This is a genomic window from Peribacillus muralis (genome assembly GCF_001645685.2).
GTDB lineage: Bacteria > Bacillota > Bacilli > Bacillales > DSM-1321 > Peribacillus > Peribacillus muralis_A.
In genome coordinates this window covers 3736789-3756811 of the sequence record NZ_CP017080.1, presented here as the reverse complement: position 1 = coordinate 3756811, position 20023 = coordinate 3736789, and the positions used below count along the sequence as shown (strand labels likewise).

The window sequence follows — 20023 nt, the reverse complement described above, 5'->3', positions numbered from 1 at the left end:
ATGGATAGGTAATGGGTAATTTATTTTCTAGAATGAAACAGACGATTTCAGCGGACTTTCATGATTTGCTTGATAAGAAGGAGCAAAAGAATCCAATTGGCATGCTGAATCAGTATTTGCGGCAGTGTGAGCAGGAGACGGAGAAGGTCGGCAAGCTGCTTGAACGTCAATATCTGCTGAAAGAAGAGTTTACGCGTGAATATAATCAAGCGCAAAATCTAGCTGAAAAACGTAAAAATCAGGCTGACGTTGCGAAGCAGTCTGGTGAAACGGATTTGATGGAGTTTGCCCTTAAGGAAAGTCTGCACTATGAAGATCGTGCGCAAAGTTTGAAGGAGGCGCATAAAAGTGCAGAGGTTCAGTTGGCTGAGCTGGAGCGTAAATATGAAGAAATGAAGCATAAGCTCAAGGATATGCATTTAAAGCGGATGGAATTGATGGGCAGGGAGAATATTGCCCGGGCAAACCACCGGATCAATCGGGTGTTGGATGCCGGCCGCACTGAGGCTAAGCCGGTAGCGATGTTTGAAGAGATGGAGCTCTATATCGATCGCATCGAGCATAAAGTCGATGCCGATTATAATCGTCATACCATCGATGCAAGAATCGCCCAGCTTGAAAAGGAATTGGAACAGAAAGAAGCGTAAACATTATTAAGGCATGGCTGTGATCCCTCATCCTGGAAAGCGGAGGATGAGGGAAAACGCTCTGTTAGAACGTGATCGTTTCGTGGTATTCTTAAAGGGCGCGGATGACTGCGCCTTTTAAGAATACTATGATCATTTACAAGGGAGGCGGGCCGATGTTGAGCAAAATGAAAACGGATTATATGGGTTGGATCTTCCTCATCGGAATCGCCCTGCTTTTTTTGGAGATTTCATTCAAAGGTGGAGGTTTGCTGTTTCCGCTTGCTTTTTCGGTTGTATTAATCTATGTGGGCAGGAAATTCACTAAACGGACAATTGGCAAGATCCTATTTTTCACAGGACTGATTTCCCTTATCATCACAGTTTTGAATATGTTCGTTTTTAAGTTTTTCTTGTTCGCCATTCTCATTTATTTCTTACTTTTATATTATCAGTCGAAAAAGAATCCCGATTGGATCAACCCGATTTTAACCAATGAAGGGTATGAAGAAGAGCAGGTCCATAAAGAGCCGTTATTGCAAACCGGGTATCTTTTTCAGAATAAGTTGTTCGGTCACCAACAAACGGGAGAGCATGTATATGAATGGAATTCCGTGAATGTTCAAAGCGGGGTCGGTGATACGGTCATCGATTTGAGCCGCACGATCTTGCCGAAGGGGGATGCCGTCATTTCCCTTAGGAATATCGTTGGCAATATCACGGTCCTCATTCCATATGGCGTCGAAATAAGGGTGCATCATTCCGTCATGGCAGGAAGAGCGCGAATTTTTGAAAATAAGTCTGAATCCAGGGTCTTTAATCAAATCCATTCCTTTCAAACAGCGGGGTTCGATGAAGCGGACCATAAAGTGCATATCATCACGTCCATCCTTGTTGGAGATTTAGAGGTGAAGCGGGTATGAGCATCGTGACACGGCAGATCTTGAATGCCCTAGGTGTTTCCTTCGTTCTTTCGCTTCTTTTACCAGCGGTGATTTTCTTTATTTTCCCATTATCGGACTGGAAATTATTATGGGAGAAAATGGTCATGGGACTGCCCTTCGTCATTTTCCTGCCAAGTTTGGTCATAACGGCAGGGCTGATTTATGGAGCTGTCTCAGGGATGTTTTTCAAAAGGCAGCTGCAAAGGGTGGATGAAGGCCTTTACCTGCTGGAACAGGGGCGCTTACCTATACAGCCGGAAGCCTATCCGATTTCGGAGCTCGGAACCATGGTTGAACGGATGAACCAAATTCATAAGCAAATCAATGAACAGACAAAATTATCGCAAAAAATGGCCAATGAAAAGGCCGTCGATCAGGAGAAGCAGATTCAGGAAATCGTTTCCCAGGAGCGAAACCGCCTGGCACGGGAGCTCCATGATTCCGTGAGTCAGCAATTGTTTGCGGCTTCGATGTTCATGTCCGCCATTACTGAGTCACAAACGGATATCGATAAAACGGAAATGAAGCAATTCAAGGTCGTGGAAGAGATGATCCATCAATCTCAGCTCGAGATGAGGGCGCTGCTGCTTCACTTAAGACCCTTTGCGTTGAAGGGGAAAACATTACAAGCGGGAATGAAGGAACTCCTTGAGGAACTGGCTCAAAAAGTGACGATGGATATTGATTGGAAGGTGGAGGCGGTTACTCTCGATAAGGGGATTGAAGACCACCTGTTCCGGATTTTACAAGAATCGATTTCCAATACACTGAGACATGCCAAAGCGAGCTCGCTTGAAGTGCTATTGATCGTTCGTGATGGCTTGATCATTTTCCGGATCACGGATGATGGCATCGGCTTTAACGCCGAGGATGCAAAAGCGGGATCTTACGGACTGCAAAACATGCATGAACGGGCCGTAGAGCTAGGGGGGACGATGCAGCTCGTGAGCGTCCCGAACAAAGGAACGAAGCTCGAGGTGAAAATCCCATTGATACATACAGGAGGTGATCATGATGATTAAAGTATTATTTGTCGATGACCATGAAATGGTAAGAATAGGGGTATCTGCCTATTTAACGGCACAAGCGGATATCGAAGTGATCGGGGAAGCGGACAACGGTTTGAAAGCAGTCGAACTGGCCTTGGAATTGCGTCCGGATATCATTTTGATGGATTTGGTCATGCCTGAAATGGATGGCATAGAAGCGACGAAGCGAATTATCGAAAAATGGCCCGAAGCCAAGATCATCATTGTGACAAGCTTCCTGGATGACGAAAAAGTGTATCCGGCATTGGAGGCCGGGGCGACGAGCTATATGCTGAAAACCTCGAAGGCAAGCGAGATTGCCAGAGCCGTCCGGTCCACCTTCCAGGGACAAAGCGTTCTGGAGCCTGAGGTGACCGGGAAAATGATGGAAAAGCTACGTCGGCCACAGAAAACCGAGCTTCATGAACAATTGACAAACCGTGAAATGGAAATATTGCTTTTGATGACACAAGGGAAAACGAATCAGGAAATAGCCGATGAACTATACATTGCCCTGAAAACGGCCAAGGTGCATGTTAGTAATATATTAAGTAAGCTTGATGTGCAGGACCGTACCCAAGCGGTGATTTACGCATTTAAGCATTCACTCGTCGATGATCAATAAAGAAAACAAGGGCCATGCCAAAAGGATAAAATCAGCCAAAAAGAACAAATGAAAAAATCAAGATTGCTGTTAAATCATCAGCATCTTGATTTTAATGAGGGGGTGTCAATCGGTCTAAATCGGACTTATGAGACAGCCCCCTTTTTATGCTTCCGGGCAGTACTAGAGAAGGCGGGAAATCGCCATACAACGTCTGTGAACGGGAGATGATGTACCAAGCCTTATGTTTCACTTTGTTTATTCATCTTATGATTAACCAACAATAAGCCGCATCCAACGATTCCAACAATAATGGTCACTATGAAGCCTTCAGGTGTTCTGGTGTAGACACTATATAGAAAGCATCCGAAGAAGATGACACTGATAAGAGTGTGGAATAAACGATATTTCGACATTAAAACACCTCTTTTAGTAAAAGGGGCTTAATTCATGACTTTATAGTAATACAAAGTCAGGGGAACGAAATTCCAGTTTTGAAATGTGCCGTTTCAGGTTTGAGATCGTCTACACTTATCTGTAATAGACGATTCAGTGTTTTTTACAATGACTACATTCCATATTAAGGAGAAACCGTAGAACTTTTCAGTTCAATCAACCTTCCTCTGCCGTATCAAGCCTTGTGCCATATATGCGGTAAAGCACCAAGGCGAAAACCATGCCGATAAAGGATATCGAGGAGATGAACAAGTATAGCGTCTTGCCCCCGAAGGCCTCATAGATGGAGCCGCCTACATAAGAAGCGATGATTCCCGAAACCCCGAAGAATAGGAGCGCCAGGACAGTCTGGCCTGTAGCGCGCCACTCCACTGGTACGATGCGGTACAGGTACTGGATCGCCGCAGAGTAGAAAATCGGGAACGTCAATATTTGCAAGACCTGTAAATAAGCCAGCAAATGCGGATCGGTAATCCAGGCAGAGACGAAATAGCGGATAAAGAAAAACGCCGCTGCAAACGAAATGATGATGATTTCATTGCCTTTGCGCAGCCACCAGAAGCTTAGGGCGAATACGACGATTTCACTTCCGGCCGCCAGGAACCAGGTCAAGCCGACAAGCTTGGCGCTTCCTCCAAGCTCGCGGATATACACACCTAGGAACGTATCATTCATTCTTGCTGGAACGGCACAGATAAATACCAGCAATAGAAAAAGCAGCGTCTCCTTGTTGCTGAAAAAATGCTTCAGGCTCTTCAAGGTGACAGGCTTTCCCGACACCGGTGCATCAGGCATCATCCAGCTAATGATGAAGCTGATCAGCCCGATCCCGGCAAAAAGAAAGGCCAGGCTGTTTGCTCCGAAATAGGACATCACATAGCCTGTGATCAGCGATATGACCGCATAACCCAATGCGCCATAAGTCCGGATCGAGCCATAGCTGATTCCTGATTTCTCCGCAATCGTAAAGTTGAGGCTTTCCGTCAGGGGATCGATCGGCATCAAAAAGAAATAAAGCAGCATGGCAAACAGGATCAGCTGGAGATAGCTGCTTGAGTCATATAGAAAATAACCGATTACACTGGAGAAAAAAATGAGTAACAACAGGACTTTGCGGATCGTCCGGGTTTTGTCGCTGATCATTCCCCATAATGGCTGGGTAATCAGGGTGACAAATCCTCCTGTACCAATGATGAATCCGATTTGGGCTGGCCGCAAACCTTGATCTGCCAAATAAACTGGAAGAAACGGAATGAAAATGGCAAGCAGTCCAAAATATAAAAAGTTAAAACTTTTTAATAATCGTAAAGCTTTCATAAAAAAAATGATACCTCGCCTGTTCTATAGATTGGATGGGTTCAACCTTGTTATTGTAACATTGTTGACAGATTTTGAAAAAAAGTTTCAATCGTCTAAGCAGCCGGAATCCGATTTGTTCTGGGAAATCGTCACTTTCACTTTTTATAAATGGATGAAGATGATAAAATTAACACTAAATGTTAATGAGGAAGGAAGTATGGGAGTGATGGATCAGGACACCAGAGTGGTTCAAGAGTTGCAGGAGCTGAATCAAAAAATCAGCAACCTGGAAGACTTATTGGCGGCGCAGTCGAATAAAATGAAAAAGCCAGGGCCCGTTCGAACCTTTTTGGACGCAGGGGTCTCTCTGCTATTCGGGTTATTTATTTTGGGACCGGTTGCAGCGGTCGTGATTGGGGTGCTGATGGTTGCTGCTTCATGGTTGGGGCTGAATATTTGATAGTTGACGAGAGTTTCAGAAGTTGGAGTAGCTAAGGGGGAGATCGATAGGTGGATGTAAGTATCTTTTTAGCATTTAGTGCAGGAATATTATCTTTTATTTCTCCATGTTGTTTACCGTTATATCCTGCCTTTTTATCTTATATTACAGGCTTATCGGTAAGTGAGTTAAAAGAAGGAAGCAAAACCTTCAATCGAAAGGCACTGCTTCATACCTTTTTCTTTTTGGTCGGGTTTTCCATCATTTTTGTGGCACTGGGGCTTTCGACCACGATTTTTTACGAGCTTTTTTATGAGTATATAGATTTGGTCAGGCAAGCAGGGGCTGTATTGATCGTTTTGTTCGGGTTGATCTTGGTCGGATTTTTCCAGCCGAAATTCCTGATGAAGGATAGGAAGATCACCTTTAAAAACCGTCCAACGGGGTATATCGGGTCGATTTTGATCGGTATTGGCTATGCTGCTGGCTGGACTCCATGTGTCGGACCGATTTTGGGTGCTGTCATGGCTCTCGGTTTATATACCGGACAAGGCCTGCTCTATATGATTGCTTATATTCTTGGATTTTCAATCCCTTTCTTCATCATGTCCTTTTTTATCGGCAAATCAAGCTGGATCAGGAAGTATAGTCATAGCTTCACCAAAATTGGCGGATATCTCACGATCGTTATGGGGATTTTCTTGTTTTTCGACTGGATGACGAACATCACGACTTTTCTGACAAATCGTGTATTCGGCGGTTTCACGGGTTTTTGAGAACTTCGGCGAAACATAAAAAACGAAAGAGGGTAGCCGCTTACATTTCGCGGTATATCCTCTTTTTTGATGAATTATTTGATTATATAATGCAAAAATAGGACGGTTACTGCAAGGTTGTATCTTTTCTCGATCGAAAGAGAATCATTTTCTGCCATGAATTTCTCGATATCTTCACTTTCAAGGTTAGAGAATAAGGAAATCGTCTCCAAGGGTATGCCAAATTCATTGTTCAGTGCCTGAATTATGGCGAAGACCCTCTCATTTGAATCGGTTGAATTCATCCCGATGGCTAAAAGGCCGACTAAGTCTATGAGGTCCATCATTTCTGTTTGAGAGATCAAAGATTGAACATTTTCGCCGTTTGCAAAATCTAAAATGACTTGTTCAGATATACCGGTAATTTTACTTAATGATGCTGCAGGCATTTTATAATCATTTAGAAGAGTCTTTAATAATTCTTTAGGCTCATGATCAATCATCTTTGATAACCCTCTTTCATTTTTAACTTTATTATACATAAAAGTAGAAAATATAATAATATTGTCTACTTATGGTTTGGTGAAAAATTCTTATTTGGAAACCCAAGTAATATAATTTGGTACAGTATAAGAAACAACTTTACCGAGGAAAGTTGCTGATCCGGTTAATTGCGCACTATATCTATTATTATATAACGCTCTATATGAAACAGACCCACTAAAACCCGAAACTGAAGTTCTCCCAGAGGATAACCCTGAAGTAAGATTTGTAATACTCATAGTGCCAGTAAAGCCTGTAGCTGGTATAGACATAGTTATTTTGTATCTAACCTTATTCCCTTCTGCCCATAAATTAAGGACACCTCCGGGACCAGGAAAGGCTACTCTTGGTTGGATAAGTTTGTTCTCTGAGTTGGTGGGAACTAGAACTAAAGGAATAGAAGCTACTTCACCTTCTGCTAATTATATATCCACTAAATCAACTGAAAAAGTATAGTAATCACCTATATGTTTACCTTCTACTGTATCTGTTGATACCAAGTTAGACGAACCGGGATCTTTTTGATCTTCTGCAAAAACGGATGATGTAGACATAATCATAAATGCGACTAAGATACTAATAAACCATTTGCTCATTCCATTTACCCCCTCGGTATAATTTTTACTTCAATTAAATAGTAACACAGGGTCTATATAACTAGTGTATAATTTATTGAAAATTTAAAAAATTACTTTTGGTTTGGGAACTTTTCAATGAATTTATCGTATAGGGTAGAATTTAATATAGGATTATCTGTGATTAAAAAATAACTTTTGAAGGGTCATAAGAGTTGAGTATTGGGGCACTGTTGAATGGCTTAATTAGGAAAAATTAAACCAAAGACAATAACTACACAAGGTAAAAATGAAAAAATATCTATTGAAGTTGCTGTGATTATACATCATACAACCACAAAACCTAATATTTTCCCTTGTTAAAATACTATCCTAAAAAAGTTATTGACAAAGGTACTCAGAGTCCGTATAGTATTGAATATTATAAAAATATTCAGATATAATTTTTGAAACGCAATGATCAGGAGTAGTAAAAGCTCATCATTCGGTAAAGAGAGCTGCGGGGTGGTGCAACGCAGTCCAATGAGACTTTGAACTTGCCTGGGAGTGGTAAAGCAGGGGGAGAGATATCCTTTTCTCTTTGTTTTAACGAGTAACCTTCGTTATAGGGTTTGAGAGCAGGGTTCTAATAAAAGAGCCAAAAAGAGTGGTACCGCGGTAAGCATAAGGCATATCGTCTCTTTCTTCATTTGATTATGAAGGAAGAGACGATATGCTTTTTTTGATATTTTGGGAGGTAAGGATATGGAAACGGAGAAACGGAATTTACAGAGAACAATGACTTCACGGCATATTACGATGATGGCATTAGGCGGTGCGATCGGGGCAGGTTTATTTAAAGGGAGCAGTTCTGCGATTGATATGGCTGGACCGGCCGTCATCCTTGCATACTTGATAGGTGGGATCATCCTTTTATTCATCATGCAGGGGTTAGCTGAAATGGCAGTCGCTAATAGCGGTGCAAGAACATTCCGGGATTTGGTTCAATCGATTTTAGGAAAGTATCCAGCTTACTTCCTGGATTGGATTTATTGGAAAATGTGGGTGTTGAACATCACGGCGGAATCGATCGTTGCGGCGATTTTCATTCAATATTGGCTGCCCGGATATCCAATCTGGATGCTGGCATTAGCCGTTTCCGTGTTAGTTACGGCGGTTAACTTGCTGTCCGTAAAGGTTTTTGCGGAAACCGAGTATTGGCTTGCCTTAATTAAAATCACCGTCATCATCGTCTTCATCATGGCTGGTATATTGTTATTGCTTGTAACGTTTCGCGATCATGCTGCAGTCGGTTTTTCCAACTTGACTGACAACGGCGGTTTCTTCCCGAATGGATCCAAGGGATTAATCACGGCAATGCTGGTGGTCATCTATTCATATGGTGGCACGGAAATTATCGGGGTCACATTGGCTGAAACGAAAAATCCTGAAAAGGTGGTTCCAAAAGCGGTTCGCAGCACATTGATACGGATCATCTCCTTCTATATCATCCCATTTTTCATCATCGTCAGCTTGATTCCTTGGAACGAGGTGAACGGTGTGCCGGAAAGTCCGTTCGTGATGGTCTTCCAGATGATAGGGATTCCAGGTGCCGACCATATTATGAATGCCGTTGTGTTACTTGCGATCATTTCATCGATGAACTCAGGGTTATATGGTTCATCCCGCGTCCTGTATACACAAGCGGAGGATGGACGCATCCCGAAAATCTTCTCGCGTTTATCGAAGAAGAAGGTTCCTGTTTACGCCATTTTAATGTGTACGTCCGCTTTATATATCGGTGTATTGATTTCTTTATTTGCCGGCAGCAAGACCTTTGATTTCTTGATGGGATCGCTAGGATACACCGTCTTGTTCATCTGGCTGATCATTGCCTTCGCCCATTTGAAGTCACGAAAGCAGCAGAACGGCAAACCAAGTGCCTATGCGGTCAAGTGGTTCCCTTATACCACCTGGGCGGCGATTATCGCCTTATTGATGATACTGATTGGCATCATTTTCACGACATCGGTGATCGTGACGTTGATCACGCTTTGCATATACATCTTCATTACCTTAACGTATGTAGCGAAAAAACGTCGTCACAAAATCTAGCATGTAAAAGTCATGGAGACATACCATGGCTTTTCCTTTGTCATCAGGGTGAAGGGGGCAGGCCATAGTAAGAGATAACCAGTTTAATAGTTCAAGGGAATCATTAACATTAGCACATAAAGCGACCATTCAGCGTGAAATGTAGTATAATAATCCTTGGAAAATAACCATAATATTGAAAGTCGGAGCAAACTATGAAAAACAAATCTATTTTACCCCTGCACCCGCTATGGTATTCATTGCTGCTGGTGCTTACTAGTTCCATATATTCAATCATCAATCAATCGTCAGGTCACGCTGTCGATGTTACGACTTTAATAGATGGAGAGATTCCCTTCATTAAAGAATTTGTCGTTCCGTATTTACTGTGGTATCCGTATATTTATGGATTGCTGATTTACTATTGTTTTGTTGACCGAAAACACTATTTTGTTGCATTAGGCAGCTTAGTTTCGGGGAAGCTGGTCTGTTTTGTGATATATAGCCTTTGGCAGTCGACAGTCCCGCGTCCCGATGTGGTCGGAAATGATATCTTTGCCCACTTGATGCGTTTCGTATATAGCCACGATCAACCCGTCAACTGCCTGCCCAGCATCCATGTACTGACAACATTCATCATGATGATCGTCGTCCATAAACGGAGGGAACAGCATAAGTGGGAGTATGCTGGTGTTACGGCATTCGGAACCTTGATCATCTTATCCACCCTATTTACGAAACAGCATGCCGTATTGGATGTCCTGTCGGGAATACTCCTTGCATGCGGAATGTACGCTGTCATACAGTATATGTTCCAAGCGATATCGGCTTATCAGGCCAGCCATTTTCCAGCAAGGCAAATTAAGAAGTGATGGAGAAAAAAAGCCACTGTAAGATATTCGCTCCCGTGAGCTGATGTTTTACAGTGTTTTTTTTGTGAAATTCACTTGGGAAATTGTGTTAATATGAATACGATGCTATTATTTTGAAAGAATGGAAACAGTGGAGGAGGAAGAGAATGCCTCAATATCTTAATCGAATAGCTGAAGACTTGGTTCAGGCTAAGCTGGAGAATTATTGGTGGGGCTTTGAACTTGTTGCATATGCCTTATATGATAAGAGAAATGTTTATCTTTTCAATCATCCTAAGTTTAGTAACAACCCACAATGTACCTATCATATTTTAAGCTGGGATATTCAGTTTACTGGAGACACAATGATTTTGTATGAAGAATATCCCACTGCAATTGTTAATTTGGATTCTTATAAAGATTATGAGGATATCTATTCAGTATTAATTCACGAATTATTTCACGGCTATCAGTATATAAAAGATGAAAAACGGTTTCCAGATGAAATGATGGGTATCACATATCCGCTGTCACAACAAAATGTGGAATTACGAAATCAAGAACGAACAAATCTTTATCTTGCGTTGTTGGAACATAACATAATAAAGAAGAAACACTATCTTCATACTTTTATTGCCTTAAGGGAAAAAAGAACAGCCAAGTTTGAAAAGTACATAACCTATGAGAAATTGATTGAAACAATTGAGGGACCCGCCTGGTATGTTGAATTTAGAGCGTATTCGGAAAAAACTTCGAAAGATTGTGATTCTGTTTTAACAAAGTATGGACAACAACTAATAAACAAATATGAATCTACATCTAGTATTAGAAGGAGTTGTTATAGTTCCGGTTTGTTTATATGTTTGTTACTGAACGAGCTATCACCAGGATGGATGGAAAGTTTCTTTGATAGTGATGAAACATTATATGAGTTATTAGTACAGCAGACCGGTGACTATATGGGAAATTCAATAGCTGATGTGAAAATAAGTTCTGAAACAGTGGAGGTTCTTGATTTTGCTATAAAAAAGAGATGGGGATATTTTGAAAAGTTTAATCAACAAGCAGGAATTCATCTATACATTGAAGGGGAAATAACTGCTGTATCCTTTGACCCCATGAATATCATTCCTCTAGAAGATAGGCTTTTACATAAGAGCTTTATAAAAGTAAGAATGAACAATGAAGATTTTCTTATTCAACAACCGGTTATTGCTCATATCAATGATGGCATTCATAACATAAATAAATTACATCTAATAGTAGAAAATAAACCGATTGAAAACATTGATTCGCTAATCATTGATGGTGTTGGAGTAATAAAGGGAAGATATAAGAAACAAGAAAATATGTTGCATGTACTTATTTAAATGGAATCTTATTTAGGCGATTAGCTGGAAATGCACAAGTGAAGCTTAGTTAACGAAAGATAAAAGTGGTCGGAGCTTGGTCAGATTGGGAATCTTACGCATTTCGTAGATAAATCAAAAAGTTTGGCGTATAAGTTTCAAAATTCGTAGATAAAAGAGTGAGTTTGGTGGATAAATCTCAAAATTCGTAGATAAAAGAGTGAGTTTGGTGGATAAATCTCAAAATTCGTAGATAAAAGAGTGAGTTTGGTGGATAAATCTCAAAATTCGAAGATAAAAGAGTGAGTTTGATAGATAAATCTCAAAATTTGCAGATGAATCAAAAAGTTTGGCGGTTAAATCTCAGAATATGGTGAAATCGGCTGAGTGTCAATGTAAACCAAATAGTTAAGAACAAGGGAGGAATGTAGCGTTGCTTGATGTGAATACACCATTGTCCAAGGATAGTCGGCATTTCTTGGAAAATCTCAGGTTATACCTTATTGCAAATGGAAAGAATACGGATGAAATCGAGGAAATCGTGGAGGAACTGGGGGTTCACCTTTTAGAGGCTGAGGGAAAAGATAAGAGTGTCGAACATATTGTAGGCAGCAGCCCAAAAGAATATATGGAGCAAATTTCTGCTGAAATGCCGGTTGATTTCAAGGGCTATCTAAAATATATCGTAATGATTTTATTCGGTGCAGCTTCCTATTTGGTAATGGATAGAGCTCTGAATGGCGGCATCGAATTTTCATTTTTGGAGCTCATTGGCTATCCTTTGGCCGGACTTCTTTCAATCGTGGTTTATCTGATCTCTTTCAGGTATTTGGCAAGTCACACATTATCCATGGTAAGGCAAAGTGTCCTCCTATTCTCCCTAGGCATCATTTCGATCGCATTGTTTGCAAGTGTCGTCATTCTCAGTGGAATATATGGCACCCCTTTTGTAAAACTTGAAAATACAGGTAACGTTGTGGCTTTGATAGCAGCCATTTCGATATTCATCATTTTATCCCTATGGAGTAAAACGTGGATTTCTATCATCATCCCCATCCTTCTTTTTGGACCCGGTCTTATGATGGACAATACCGATTATCAGGAAAGTTTAAAGCTGGTTTTGAGCAGCCTGATAACGATGCTCGGCATCCTGCTTTATTGTGGAATTACGCTGAAAAAATTGAAAAGAGTGTAAGTGTAAAGGCACCAAACTTCCTCAAGGGGAGGTTTGGTGCCTTTACACTTACATTTCAGCTTCCACTTCCAAGGAAGATTCTTGGCTGAATTGCTGTTTATCAAGGTCTCCCGTGATTTTACTTGTCAGGATACCTGAAGTCATGCTGCCGCTGACATTCACGGCCGTTCTTCCCATATCGATCAGTGGTTCGACGGAAATCAATAGACCCGCCAAGGCGATTGGTAAGTTCATTGCGGATAAAACTAGAATGGCAGCGAATGTTGCTCCTCCGCCTACTCCGGCAACTCCGAACGAGCTAATCGCTACAACCGCGATCAACATGGCAATGAAGGATGGGGTAAGCGGGTTGATGCCCACTGTCGGGGCGATCATGACCGCTAACATGGCCGGGTAGATGCCGGCACAGCCGTTTTGGCCGATTGACAAGCCGAACGATCCGGCAAAGTTGGCAATACCTTCGGATACACCTAGCTGTTTCTGTGTTTGGATGTTCAATGGCAGAGCACCTGCACTCGTTCTTGACGTGAAGGCAAAGGACAAAACAGGGAAGGCTTTCCTCAAATATACCATTGGGTTCAAGCCGGCAAGCGTCAGCAATAACAAATGGATGAGGAACATGACAATCAGGGCCACATAGGAGGCACCGACGAATTTCCCTAATTTCAAGATCGCGTCCAAATCACTTGTCGCTACAGTCTTCGTCATGATCGCCAAGATGCCGTATGGTGTTAAACGCAGGATCAGCGTTACGACGCGCATGGTGATGCTATGCAATGTATCCACTATTTTTGCGAAGAATTCAGCATGTTCCGGCTGCTTTCTTTTGACCCCTAAATAGGCCATACCAAGAAATGCAGCAAAAATCACGACGGAAATCGTTGATGTCGGACGTGCCCCCGTTAGATCAAGGAACGGATTTGCCGGAATCAATTCAAGGATTTGCTGTGGCATCGTTTTGTCCTGAATGGTTCCGTATGTCTCCGATATTTGATCTCCGCGGCTTAATTCCGCTTCGCCTTGCTCGATCTGCACTGCCTCCAAGTTGAAAACGGTTGCCGAAGTGATCCCGATCGCTGCAGCAATCGCAGTGGTGCCGAGCAGGATTCCGATGATCAGAACACTGATTTTACCGATGTTGCTCGTTAGCTTCAATCTTGTAAATGCAGACAAGATCGAGATGAATACAAGCGGCATGACGATCATTTGCAGGAATTTCACATAGCCTGAGCCGACAATGTTAAACCAATCGACCGATTTAACGATTGCGTCTGACTGCGGTTCATAGAAATACTGTAAGAGAAGTCCGAACACAATCCCTAATCCAAGCCCGGTAAAGACCCTTTTTGTAAAAGAGATGTGTTTCTTATTCATGTAGAACAAAACGCCTAAAAGAATGAGCATTATGGCAAGATTTAAAAACACGTAACCTATCATCCTATATTCCTCCTAATTCCGATTAATCTAATATGAATAATAAATACTTGAAGACAATGATACATCAACCATTGATTTTTTACCAGAAGAAAATAATTTATTTTTGACTTTTCAAGTAATTCATGTTTGCATCATTAAACTACTTACAAATCTTCCATTATATATTTCTCAGGAAGGATAAGTTATTGATTTTCTTGAATAATATATTAGGCACATATGCTGTGTAGTGCTTTTATGAAAGGATGAAGGGATGATGAATGTATACATTGACAAGCTAAATGAAGAGGATGCAAAAGAATTATATATTTTTGAGTGCAAGAATCGAGCGTTTTTCGAGCAAACGATCGCGGGTCGGGGGGATGATTATTATAACGTTGATACGTTTGAAATCAGGCATAGGGACTTATTGAAAGAACAAGAGGATGCTGCCTGTTCTTGTTATTTAATCAAGGAAGACGCAGGAACAATCGTCGGCAGGATTAATCTTGTGGATATCAACCCCATTCTTGGTACGGCTCATGTCGGGTACCGAATTGGTGAAGCGTTTACGAAAAAGGGGATAGCAAACGAGGCTCTACAGCTTTTGATTAAACTGGCACCGGAAATGAAGGTGAATCAACTTCATGCCAAAACGACAAACGTCAATATTGCCTCCCAAAAGGTATTGGCGAAGAATGGCTTTGAACGAATATCGGTTAGTGAGGAAATGAGTGAAGATACCAGTCAAAAGATAACACTCTACCATTATAGAAAGAACCTATAGTGGACAGCACACCCGACACGGACAAAAAGTTTAGGAGACGAAATGATGGAAATGGTGATAGAACATACTAAATACCCGAGAACGAAGCAGTCGATTGCAGCGGATTTACGAAATATGGGAGTCGAGCGAGGAATGACAATACTCGTCCATTCCTCTTTATCCTCTATAGGATGGGTGAATGGGGGAGCGACTGCGGTGATTCAGGCTTTAATGGAAGTGGTCACCGAAGAAGGGACCATCGTCATGCCTTCTCAATCCGTCGAACTATCCGATCCTGCAAGATGGGGGAATCCACCTGTTCCAGAAGCGTGGTGGAAGGTCATAAGAGAAAGCATGCCTGCCTATGACCCTCAATATACCCCTGTTACAAAAGCATTGGGGCAAATAGCGGAATTGTTCAGATCTTTCCCAGGAGTTGAAAGAAGTGATCACCCAAACTATTCATTTACAGCCTGGGGAAAGGATAAGGAGGAAATCCTTCACCCGCATGCCATGGAATTTGGGCTAGGTGAACAATCTCCTCTAGGAAAACTGTATGATCGTGATTCCTATGTTTTGCAATTAGGGGCCCAAGTCGACAGTGCGACGTGTTTCCACCTTGCTGAATATAGGATAGATCATAAACAAGTGATTAGCTTGGGCGCTCCCGTATTAGTGGAAGGGAATCGGGTTTGGCAGGAATATCAAGAGCTTGAATTCAGGGAAGAGCTTTTTGCGGAGGTCGGCGAATCTTACAAAAGAGAGTATGTATTGAAAGAAGGGAAAGTGGGTTCAGCTTGTTGCCGTCTTTTTTCCATTAAAGAGGCTGTGGATTATGCTGAAAAATGGTTAAATCAGTTTGATTCCAAAATCCAAACGAGAAAGGATCGTACACGATGATAGAAGGTTTATACGAAGCTCACTTACCAGTCAAAGATTTGGACGTTTCCATTAATTTTTATAAGAAAATAGGCTTGAAGCTTGCTTGGAGGGATGAAGAAACGGCCTTCTTTTGGATCGAGGAAAACAAAAGCTGGGTCGGTCTTTGGGAGGGAAAAGAATACAAAACCCCTTATCACCCCTCATTAAGGCATATCGCCTTTCGGGTCACTTATGAAAATATGAAGCATGCAATGGCTTGGCTCCAATCCCTGCAAATAGAAGTGGTACCTTTTGGAGGAAGGAAGACTATCGAACCTTTTGTTCGCCCTCAACAAGGGAATGCCTCTGTCTACTTTCAAGATCCGGATGGCAATAGCTTGGAATTGATGTGTTATGTTGAAGTCCCTGACGCGTATAAGCAGAGGACGGACAAGCTTTCATTGGAAGAGTGGGAGAAGCTATTGACTAGGTGAATTGAAGTTTTTTACATAAAAGGAAGTGTAAGTAGTGATTAATCAACATTTACGCGCAGACTGTGAGAATTGTTTCGGTTTGTGCTGTGTAGCTTTGCCTTATGCAACGTCTGCTGATTTTGCATTTAATAAAGACGGAGGTACTCCATGTTCAAACCTGCGATCAGATTATCGTTGCGGTATCCATAAAAATCTCAGGGAAAAAGGATTTCGAGGCTGCACGGTCTATGAATGCTTTGGTGCCGGTCAAAAGGTATCTCAACTCACTTATGGTGGAAACGATTGGAGGAACAACCCAGCTTCAGCAAAGGAAATGTTCGATGTATTTCCTATTATGCAACAACTGCATGAAATGCTTTGCTACTTACATGAAGCCCTGAATCTAGCTGATGCGAGACCTCTTCATCAAGACCTGCAGATTGCTTTTGAAGATACGGAAAATCTCACCAAGCAAAACCCAAAGTCTATCATGGACCTTAATGTACCAGTTCATAGAGCGATCGTTAACGATTTACTTCTGAGCACAAGTGAACTGGTACGTGCAAAGTTTTCATTCAAGAAAAATCAAAAAAAACAAAACAAAATAGGTAGGGGTAGTGACCTTATTGGTGCAAAATTGCGAGGGGCTGACCTTAGGGGAGCTAACCTTAGAGGAGCTTTGTTGATCGCATCTGACCTCAGGGAAGCGGACATGAGAATAACGGATCTTATCGGAGCAGATTTCAGGGACGCTGATTTAAGCGGTGCCGATCTCACGGGAAGTTTCTTTACCACACAAGCACAGGTTAACTCGGCCAAAGGAGATATGAAGACCAAATTACCGCTCTCACTAAGTAGACCCGATCATTGGAGGAAATAATAAAACTTGAACCATATAATGTAACTCACGAGTAAACGTGCGATTCTTCATTAGGAAGGATCGTCTTTTCAAATTGGGCGGAGAATTTTCGTTTTCCCATTTGACCCTCACGTTGCGTAATACCTTAAAGTAAAAGACACGAAAGGAGGTAACACACAGTGGCAATGAAGGTGAAAGAACTGGCTGATCTAGTCGGCATCAGTGTGCGTACCCTGCATTATTATGATGAAATCGGGTTATTATCGCCAGAGGAAACAACCGAATCCGGTTATCGGCTCTATTCGGATGAAAATCTGGAGATGCTGCAGCAAATCCTGTTTTTCAGGGAACTTGGCATGCCTTTAAAGGAAATCAAACAAATGACCAGCAGCTCCTCGTTTGATAAGCAGGCAGCGTTGAGGCAGCATCAAAAAATGCTCATCGGGAAGCGCAGTCAACTGGATAAATTGATCAATACGGTGGATAAGACGATTAAGCATATGAAAGGGGAAATCCAAATGACGGATAAAGAAAAATTTGAAGGGTTCGACTTCAGTCATAATCCATATGAAGAGGAGGCACGCAGGCGATGGGGCAATGAAGCTGTCGATGCTTCGAATGCGAAAGTGGCGGGCTTGTCCAAAGACGCCCAACAAGCCGTTTCGGAAATTTATACAAAACTTGCGTCGATCCGTTCGGTCTCTCCTCAGTCGGGGGAGGCGCAGACAGCCATTAAAGAATGGTATGACTGTTTGAACCATAACTTTGGCACATATTCGCTTGACGCCTTCAAAGGATTAGGGCAAATGTACGTCGATGACCAGCGCTTTACGAAAAATATCGACCAATATGGCGATGGTTTAGCCCGCTTCATGTGTGAAGCGATGGGACACTTTGCTGAAATGAAAGGAAAGTAAGGGTTCCTTGATCGGAAAATAGGCGGAAGAGTACAAACTTCCGCCGTTTTATTTTATGGATTAGTCCATCATATTCTTGTATCTGGAATGATTTGTGTAGATGCTTCGAATAAGTCTTCCCTATTTCCTGTTAAAGGTGGATAAATGACTGCTTGGTTGATATTCATTTTAATTTTTTTCGCATCTTCACCTTGATATTGCGGAATGCGATCCCAGCCATTCGTAAATAGAGCACCCCATGGACCTAAATCAAGGCAAGTGACGTATTGTTCCTGCTTGTAGGGGATTCCCTCGATTCCAAGTAAGTCGCACACAACGTTGTGGCCAGCGACTTTTCCTTGAGGCATGGCATGCTGACAGGTCATCAAGGCTACATGATTTTCATCCGTCATGGCTAGAGCGGTATCTCCAGCAGAGAAGACGGAAGATAATCCTTTCACTTTCAAATTTGCATCGACTGGCATGCGTCCCAATCCATCTTTCTCTACAGGGAAATCCGCCGCCAATGGGCTTGCCTTGACACCAGCTGACCAAATGGTCGTCAATGCAGGAATCCGTCCTCCCGATTGTAAAGTCACTCCTTCTGAATCTATCGAACTCACTGTCTCATTTGCATAGGTTTCAATATTCATATCACGTAAAGCCTTTTCGACGATCGGGAGTGACTGTTCTCCCATGTCAGGAGCTACGGTAGATGTTCTTTGTACAAGTATGACCCTTACTTCCGCTTCTTTATTTTCCTGCTTTGCCACTTTTCTCAGGCGGGCAGTCAATTCCGAGGCTATCTCGATTCCAGTAAAACCAGCACCTACAACTACCGCGGTATATTTACCTTCAACCTTATCCGAGTCAACCAGCCCATTTATGTGATTATCAAGTTTGATCGCCTGCTGATAGGTATCCGTGGAAAAAGCATATTCATGTAATCCAGCGAGATTAGGAAGCACCAATTGGCTGCCGGCAGCAAAGACCAAGCGATCATAGGCAAGATCCATTTGGCCGTCTTTTTGTTGGACCAACACTTTTTGTCCGTTGGTATCGATTTTTCCGACTTCTCCTTCGATGAAGCGAACTCCAACCGGATCCAGCACCTGGCTTAATGGGATTCTTAAATTTTGTGGATTTTGTTCGTAAAAGCGTGGACGGATGCCGAAATAAGGATCCCGGTTCACTAAAACAACTTCCACTTCGTTATTTTCCATTTGTAGTTTATGCAATTGCCTTGCAGCACTTATTGCACTCCACACACCTGCAAAGCCTCCACCAATAATGACGATTCGTTTCATGATAAATTCCTCCTTTTAATTATATATATAATAGATAATTGTTATCTGCAATTGAAGGTAAAAAATTTAGAAATGTTAGGAGCGTAGCATTGGAACGAAGGTTCCGTTGCTACGATTATCGACGGTTCAATGCTTCACGAAACCAGTTGACTCCTTCTTCGTGTTGGTCCTTCTGTTTGGATAGTATCGTTTCATTCAACCAAGCAATGGTTTTACTCTTGAGATGTTCGCGCATCAATTCTTCAGCTTCGAGCATGACTACATTGATTGTACAAGGTGCACAGCTCTTGGGGTCGTTTTCCTTTCCTTCAAGCAAGATGCATTTTTGCCTGATTTCTGCACATTGGAAAAAGGGCTGAGTTCCTTCAATCGCTGCGATAACATCCCAAAAAGTAATCTTGCTCGGTTGTTTCGCCAATTCATAGCCGCCTTTAACCCCCGGCATGGATCGCACAATGCCTGCTTTTTTTAATTTTGTGAATATCTTGGAAAGGTACGTTTCGGAAACGCCTTGAAATGTTGCTAATTCCTTGACTCCAATTGTTGTCCCCGAAGGAGTATCAACAAAGTAAGTCAGGCAATGAAGAGCATATTCCACTCCTATACTGAATTGCAAAAAAAAACCTCCTATTACAGATACAGTTTATCTATAATTTAATGTACCTGATTTTGTGATTACTGTCAAATGAAAAAGGGATCAAAGAAATGACC

The 20023-nt window shown here is 42.0% G+C and carries 22 protein-coding genes and 1 other annotated feature; of the genes, 15 read left to right on the top strand and 7 right to left on the bottom strand.

From position 1 onward, the window contains the following. The first annotated feature begins 11 nt into the window (after positions 1-11). The 4 genes from ABE28_RS18245 (at position 12) to ABE28_RS18230 (ending at position 3223) form a co-directional block, all read left to right on the top strand. Positions 12-647 carry a PspA/IM30 family protein gene (locus ABE28_RS18245; protein WP_064465681.1) on the top strand — a complete coding sequence of 212 codons (636 nt, stop codon included), beginning with the start codon at positions 12-14 and terminating at the stop codon, positions 645-647. A gap of 155 nt (positions 648-802) precedes the next feature. Continuing rightward, positions 803-1549 carry a cell wall-active antibiotics response protein LiaF gene (gene liaF, locus ABE28_RS18240; RefSeq protein WP_064465682.1) on the top strand — a complete coding sequence of 249 codons (747 nt, stop codon included), beginning with the start codon at positions 803-805 and terminating at the stop codon, positions 1547-1549. Then, positions 1546-2592 (top strand): sensor histidine kinase, encoded by a 1047-nt coding sequence (locus ABE28_RS18235; RefSeq protein WP_064465683.1) that lies wholly within the window; start codon positions 1546-1548, stop codon positions 2590-2592. Before liaF ends, ABE28_RS18235 begins: the two co-directional genes overlap by 4 nt. After that, a complete protein-coding gene (locus tag ABE28_RS18230) occupies positions 2585-3223 on the top strand; it encodes a response regulator transcription factor (protein WP_064465684.1) in 639 nt (212 codons plus the stop codon). Before ABE28_RS18235 ends, ABE28_RS18230 begins: the two co-directional genes overlap by 8 nt. A gap of 221 nt (positions 3224-3444) precedes the next feature. Here the strand turns inward: ABE28_RS18230 and ABE28_RS25205 are convergent, their stop codons facing one another. Both ABE28_RS25205 and ABE28_RS18225 read right to left on the bottom strand, forming a co-directional pair. Further along, a complete protein-coding gene (locus ABE28_RS25205) occupies positions 3445-3618 on the bottom strand; it encodes a hypothetical protein (RefSeq protein WP_156775825.1) in 174 nt (57 codons plus the stop codon). Between the two features lie 196 nt (positions 3619-3814). Further along, complete coding sequence (locus ABE28_RS18225) at positions 3815-4975, bottom strand: MFS transporter (protein ID WP_064465685.1); 1161 nt, start codon at positions 4973-4975, stop codon at positions 3815-3817. A gap of 205 nt (positions 4976-5180) precedes the next feature. Here ABE28_RS18225 and ABE28_RS25200 point away from each other — a divergent pair, with 205 nt between their 5' ends. Beyond that, entirely contained in the window at positions 5181-5417 is a 237-nt protein-coding gene (locus tag ABE28_RS25200) for a hypothetical protein (protein ID WP_156775824.1), read from the top strand. A gap of 50 nt (positions 5418-5467) precedes the next feature. Next, on the top strand, positions 5468-6172 hold the full coding sequence (locus tag ABE28_RS18215; protein WP_064465687.1) for a cytochrome c biogenesis CcdA family protein: 705 nt from the start codon (positions 5468-5470) through the stop codon (positions 6170-6172). Between the two features lie 74 nt (positions 6173-6246). Here the strand turns inward: ABE28_RS18215 and ABE28_RS18210 are convergent, their stop codons facing one another. Beyond that, positions 6247-6654, bottom strand: coding sequence for an HTH domain-containing protein (locus tag ABE28_RS18210; RefSeq protein WP_064465688.1), 408 nt, complete (start codon positions 6652-6654; stop codon positions 6247-6249). A 462-nt stretch (positions 6655-7116) separates the two neighbouring features. After that, positions 7117-7290 (bottom strand): hypothetical protein, encoded by a 174-nt coding sequence (locus ABE28_RS25195; protein WP_156775823.1) that lies wholly within the window; start codon positions 7288-7290, stop codon positions 7117-7119. A gap of 426 nt (positions 7291-7716) precedes the next feature. Then, positions 7717-7953, top strand: a binding site (T-box leader). Positions 7954-8013: 60 nt separating this feature from the next. Here ABE28_RS25195 and ABE28_RS18205 point away from each other — a divergent pair. From ABE28_RS18205 to ABE28_RS18190, 4 genes are all read left to right on the top strand, one after another. Continuing rightward, a complete protein-coding gene (locus ABE28_RS18205; protein WP_064465689.1) occupies positions 8014-9363 on the top strand; it encodes an amino acid permease in 1350 nt (449 codons plus the stop codon). Between the two features lie 194 nt (positions 9364-9557). Further along, positions 9558-10214, top strand: coding sequence for a phosphatase PAP2 family protein (locus tag ABE28_RS18200; RefSeq protein WP_064465690.1), 657 nt, complete (start codon positions 9558-9560; stop codon positions 10212-10214). Positions 10215-10360: 146 nt separating this feature from the next. Beyond that, on the top strand, positions 10361-11563 hold the full coding sequence (locus tag ABE28_RS18195) for a hypothetical protein (protein WP_064465691.1): 1203 nt from the start codon (positions 10361-10363) through the stop codon (positions 11561-11563). 421 nt (positions 11564-11984) lie between these two features. Next, a complete protein-coding gene (locus tag ABE28_RS18190; RefSeq protein ID WP_373921353.1) occupies positions 11985-12737 on the top strand; it encodes an HAAS domain-containing protein in 753 nt (250 codons plus the stop codon). Between the two features lie 48 nt (positions 12738-12785). Here the strand turns inward: ABE28_RS18190 and ABE28_RS18185 are convergent, their stop codons facing one another. Continuing rightward, positions 12786-14174 (bottom strand): L-cystine transporter, encoded by a 1389-nt coding sequence (locus tag ABE28_RS18185; RefSeq protein WP_064465693.1) that lies wholly within the window; start codon positions 14172-14174, stop codon positions 12786-12788. Between the two features lie 250 nt (positions 14175-14424). On the opposite strand from ABE28_RS18185, the gene ABE28_RS18180 reads away from it, so the two are divergent. From ABE28_RS18180 to ABE28_RS18160, 5 genes are all read left to right on the top strand, one after another. Further along, entirely contained in the window at positions 14425-14937 is a 513-nt protein-coding gene (locus ABE28_RS18180) for a GNAT family N-acetyltransferase (protein WP_257390624.1), read from the top strand. Positions 14938-14982: 45 nt separating this feature from the next. Then, positions 14983-15816 carry an AAC(3) family N-acetyltransferase gene (locus ABE28_RS18175; protein ID WP_064465695.1) on the top strand — a complete coding sequence of 278 codons (834 nt, stop codon included), beginning with the start codon at positions 14983-14985 and terminating at the stop codon, positions 15814-15816. Then, positions 15813-16271 (top strand): VOC family protein, encoded by a 459-nt coding sequence (locus ABE28_RS18170; protein ID WP_064465696.1) that lies wholly within the window; start codon positions 15813-15815, stop codon positions 16269-16271. The genes ABE28_RS18175 and ABE28_RS18170 overlap by 4 nt, the downstream gene beginning before the upstream one ends. Before the next feature lie 34 nt (positions 16272-16305). Continuing rightward, complete coding sequence (locus ABE28_RS18165) at positions 16306-17130, top strand: pentapeptide repeat-containing protein (RefSeq protein ID WP_064465697.1); 825 nt, start codon at positions 16306-16308, stop codon at positions 17128-17130. A gap of 158 nt (positions 17131-17288) precedes the next feature. Next, positions 17289-18026: a MerR family transcriptional regulator gene (locus ABE28_RS18160; RefSeq protein ID WP_064465698.1), complete on the top strand. Its 738-nt coding sequence runs from the start codon at positions 17289-17291 to the stop codon at positions 18024-18026. A 68-nt stretch (positions 18027-18094) separates the two neighbouring features. Here the strand turns inward: ABE28_RS18160 and ABE28_RS18155 are convergent, their stop codons facing one another. Beyond that, the gene (locus ABE28_RS18155; protein ID WP_064465699.1) at positions 18095-19312 is read right to left on the bottom strand and encodes an NAD(P)/FAD-dependent oxidoreductase; all 1218 of its coding nucleotides are present in this window, start codon (positions 19310-19312) and stop codon (positions 18095-18097) included. A 115-nt stretch (positions 19313-19427) separates the two neighbouring features. Next, on the bottom strand, positions 19428-19928 hold the full coding sequence (locus ABE28_RS18150) for an RrF2 family transcriptional regulator (protein ID WP_064465700.1): 501 nt from the start codon (positions 19926-19928) through the stop codon (positions 19428-19430). Between the last annotated feature and the right edge of the window lie 95 nt (positions 19929-20023).

What these genes read in the sequence shown, in the direction of transcription:
- ABE28_RS18245 (WP_064465681.1), top strand. Translation starts at nt 12, where the DNA reads ATGGGTAATTTATTTTCTAGAATGAAACAGACGATTTCAGCGGACTTT.
- liaF (WP_064465682.1), top strand. Translation starts at nt 803, where the DNA reads ATGTTGAGCAAAATGAAAACGGATTATATGGGTTGGATCTTCCTCATC.
- ABE28_RS18235 (WP_064465683.1), top strand. Translation starts at nt 1,546, where the DNA reads ATGAGCATCGTGACACGGCAGATCTTGAATGCCCTAGGTGTTTCCTTC.
- ABE28_RS18230 (WP_064465684.1), top strand. Translation starts at nt 2,585, where the DNA reads ATGATTAAAGTATTATTTGTCGATGACCATGAAATGGTAAGAATAGGG.
- ABE28_RS25205 (WP_156775825.1), bottom strand. Translation starts at nt 3,618, where the DNA reads ATGTCGAAATATCGTTTATTCCACACTCTTATCAGTGTCATCTTCTTC.
- ABE28_RS18225 (WP_064465685.1), bottom strand. Translation starts at nt 4,975, where the DNA reads ATGAAAGCTTTACGATTATTAAAAAGTTTTAACTTTTTATATTTTGGA.
- ABE28_RS18210 (WP_064465688.1), bottom strand. Translation starts at nt 6,654, where the DNA reads ATGATTGATCATGAGCCTAAAGAATTATTAAAGACTCTTCTAAATGAT.
- ABE28_RS25195 (WP_156775823.1), bottom strand. Translation starts at nt 7,290, where the DNA reads ATGAGCAAATGGTTTATTAGTATCTTAGTCGCATTTATGATTATGTCT.
- ABE28_RS18205 (WP_064465689.1), top strand. Translation starts at nt 8,014, where the DNA reads ATGGAAACGGAGAAACGGAATTTACAGAGAACAATGACTTCACGGCAT.
- ABE28_RS18200 (WP_064465690.1), top strand. Translation starts at nt 9,558, where the DNA reads ATGAAAAACAAATCTATTTTACCCCTGCACCCGCTATGGTATTCATTG.
- ABE28_RS18195 (WP_064465691.1), top strand. Translation starts at nt 10,361, where the DNA reads ATGCCTCAATATCTTAATCGAATAGCTGAAGACTTGGTTCAGGCTAAG.
- ABE28_RS18185 (WP_064465693.1), bottom strand. Translation starts at nt 14,174, where the DNA reads ATGATAGGTTACGTGTTTTTAAATCTTGCCATAATGCTCATTCTTTTA.
- ABE28_RS18180 (WP_257390624.1), top strand. Translation starts at nt 14,425, where the DNA reads ATGATGAATGTATACATTGACAAGCTAAATGAAGAGGATGCAAAAGAA.
- ABE28_RS18175 (WP_064465695.1), top strand. Translation starts at nt 14,983, where the DNA reads ATGGAAATGGTGATAGAACATACTAAATACCCGAGAACGAAGCAGTCG.
- ABE28_RS18170 (WP_064465696.1), top strand. Translation starts at nt 15,813, where the DNA reads ATGATAGAAGGTTTATACGAAGCTCACTTACCAGTCAAAGATTTGGAC.
- ABE28_RS18155 (WP_064465699.1), bottom strand. Translation starts at nt 19,312, where the DNA reads ATGAAACGAATCGTCATTATTGGTGGAGGCTTTGCAGGTGTGTGGAGT.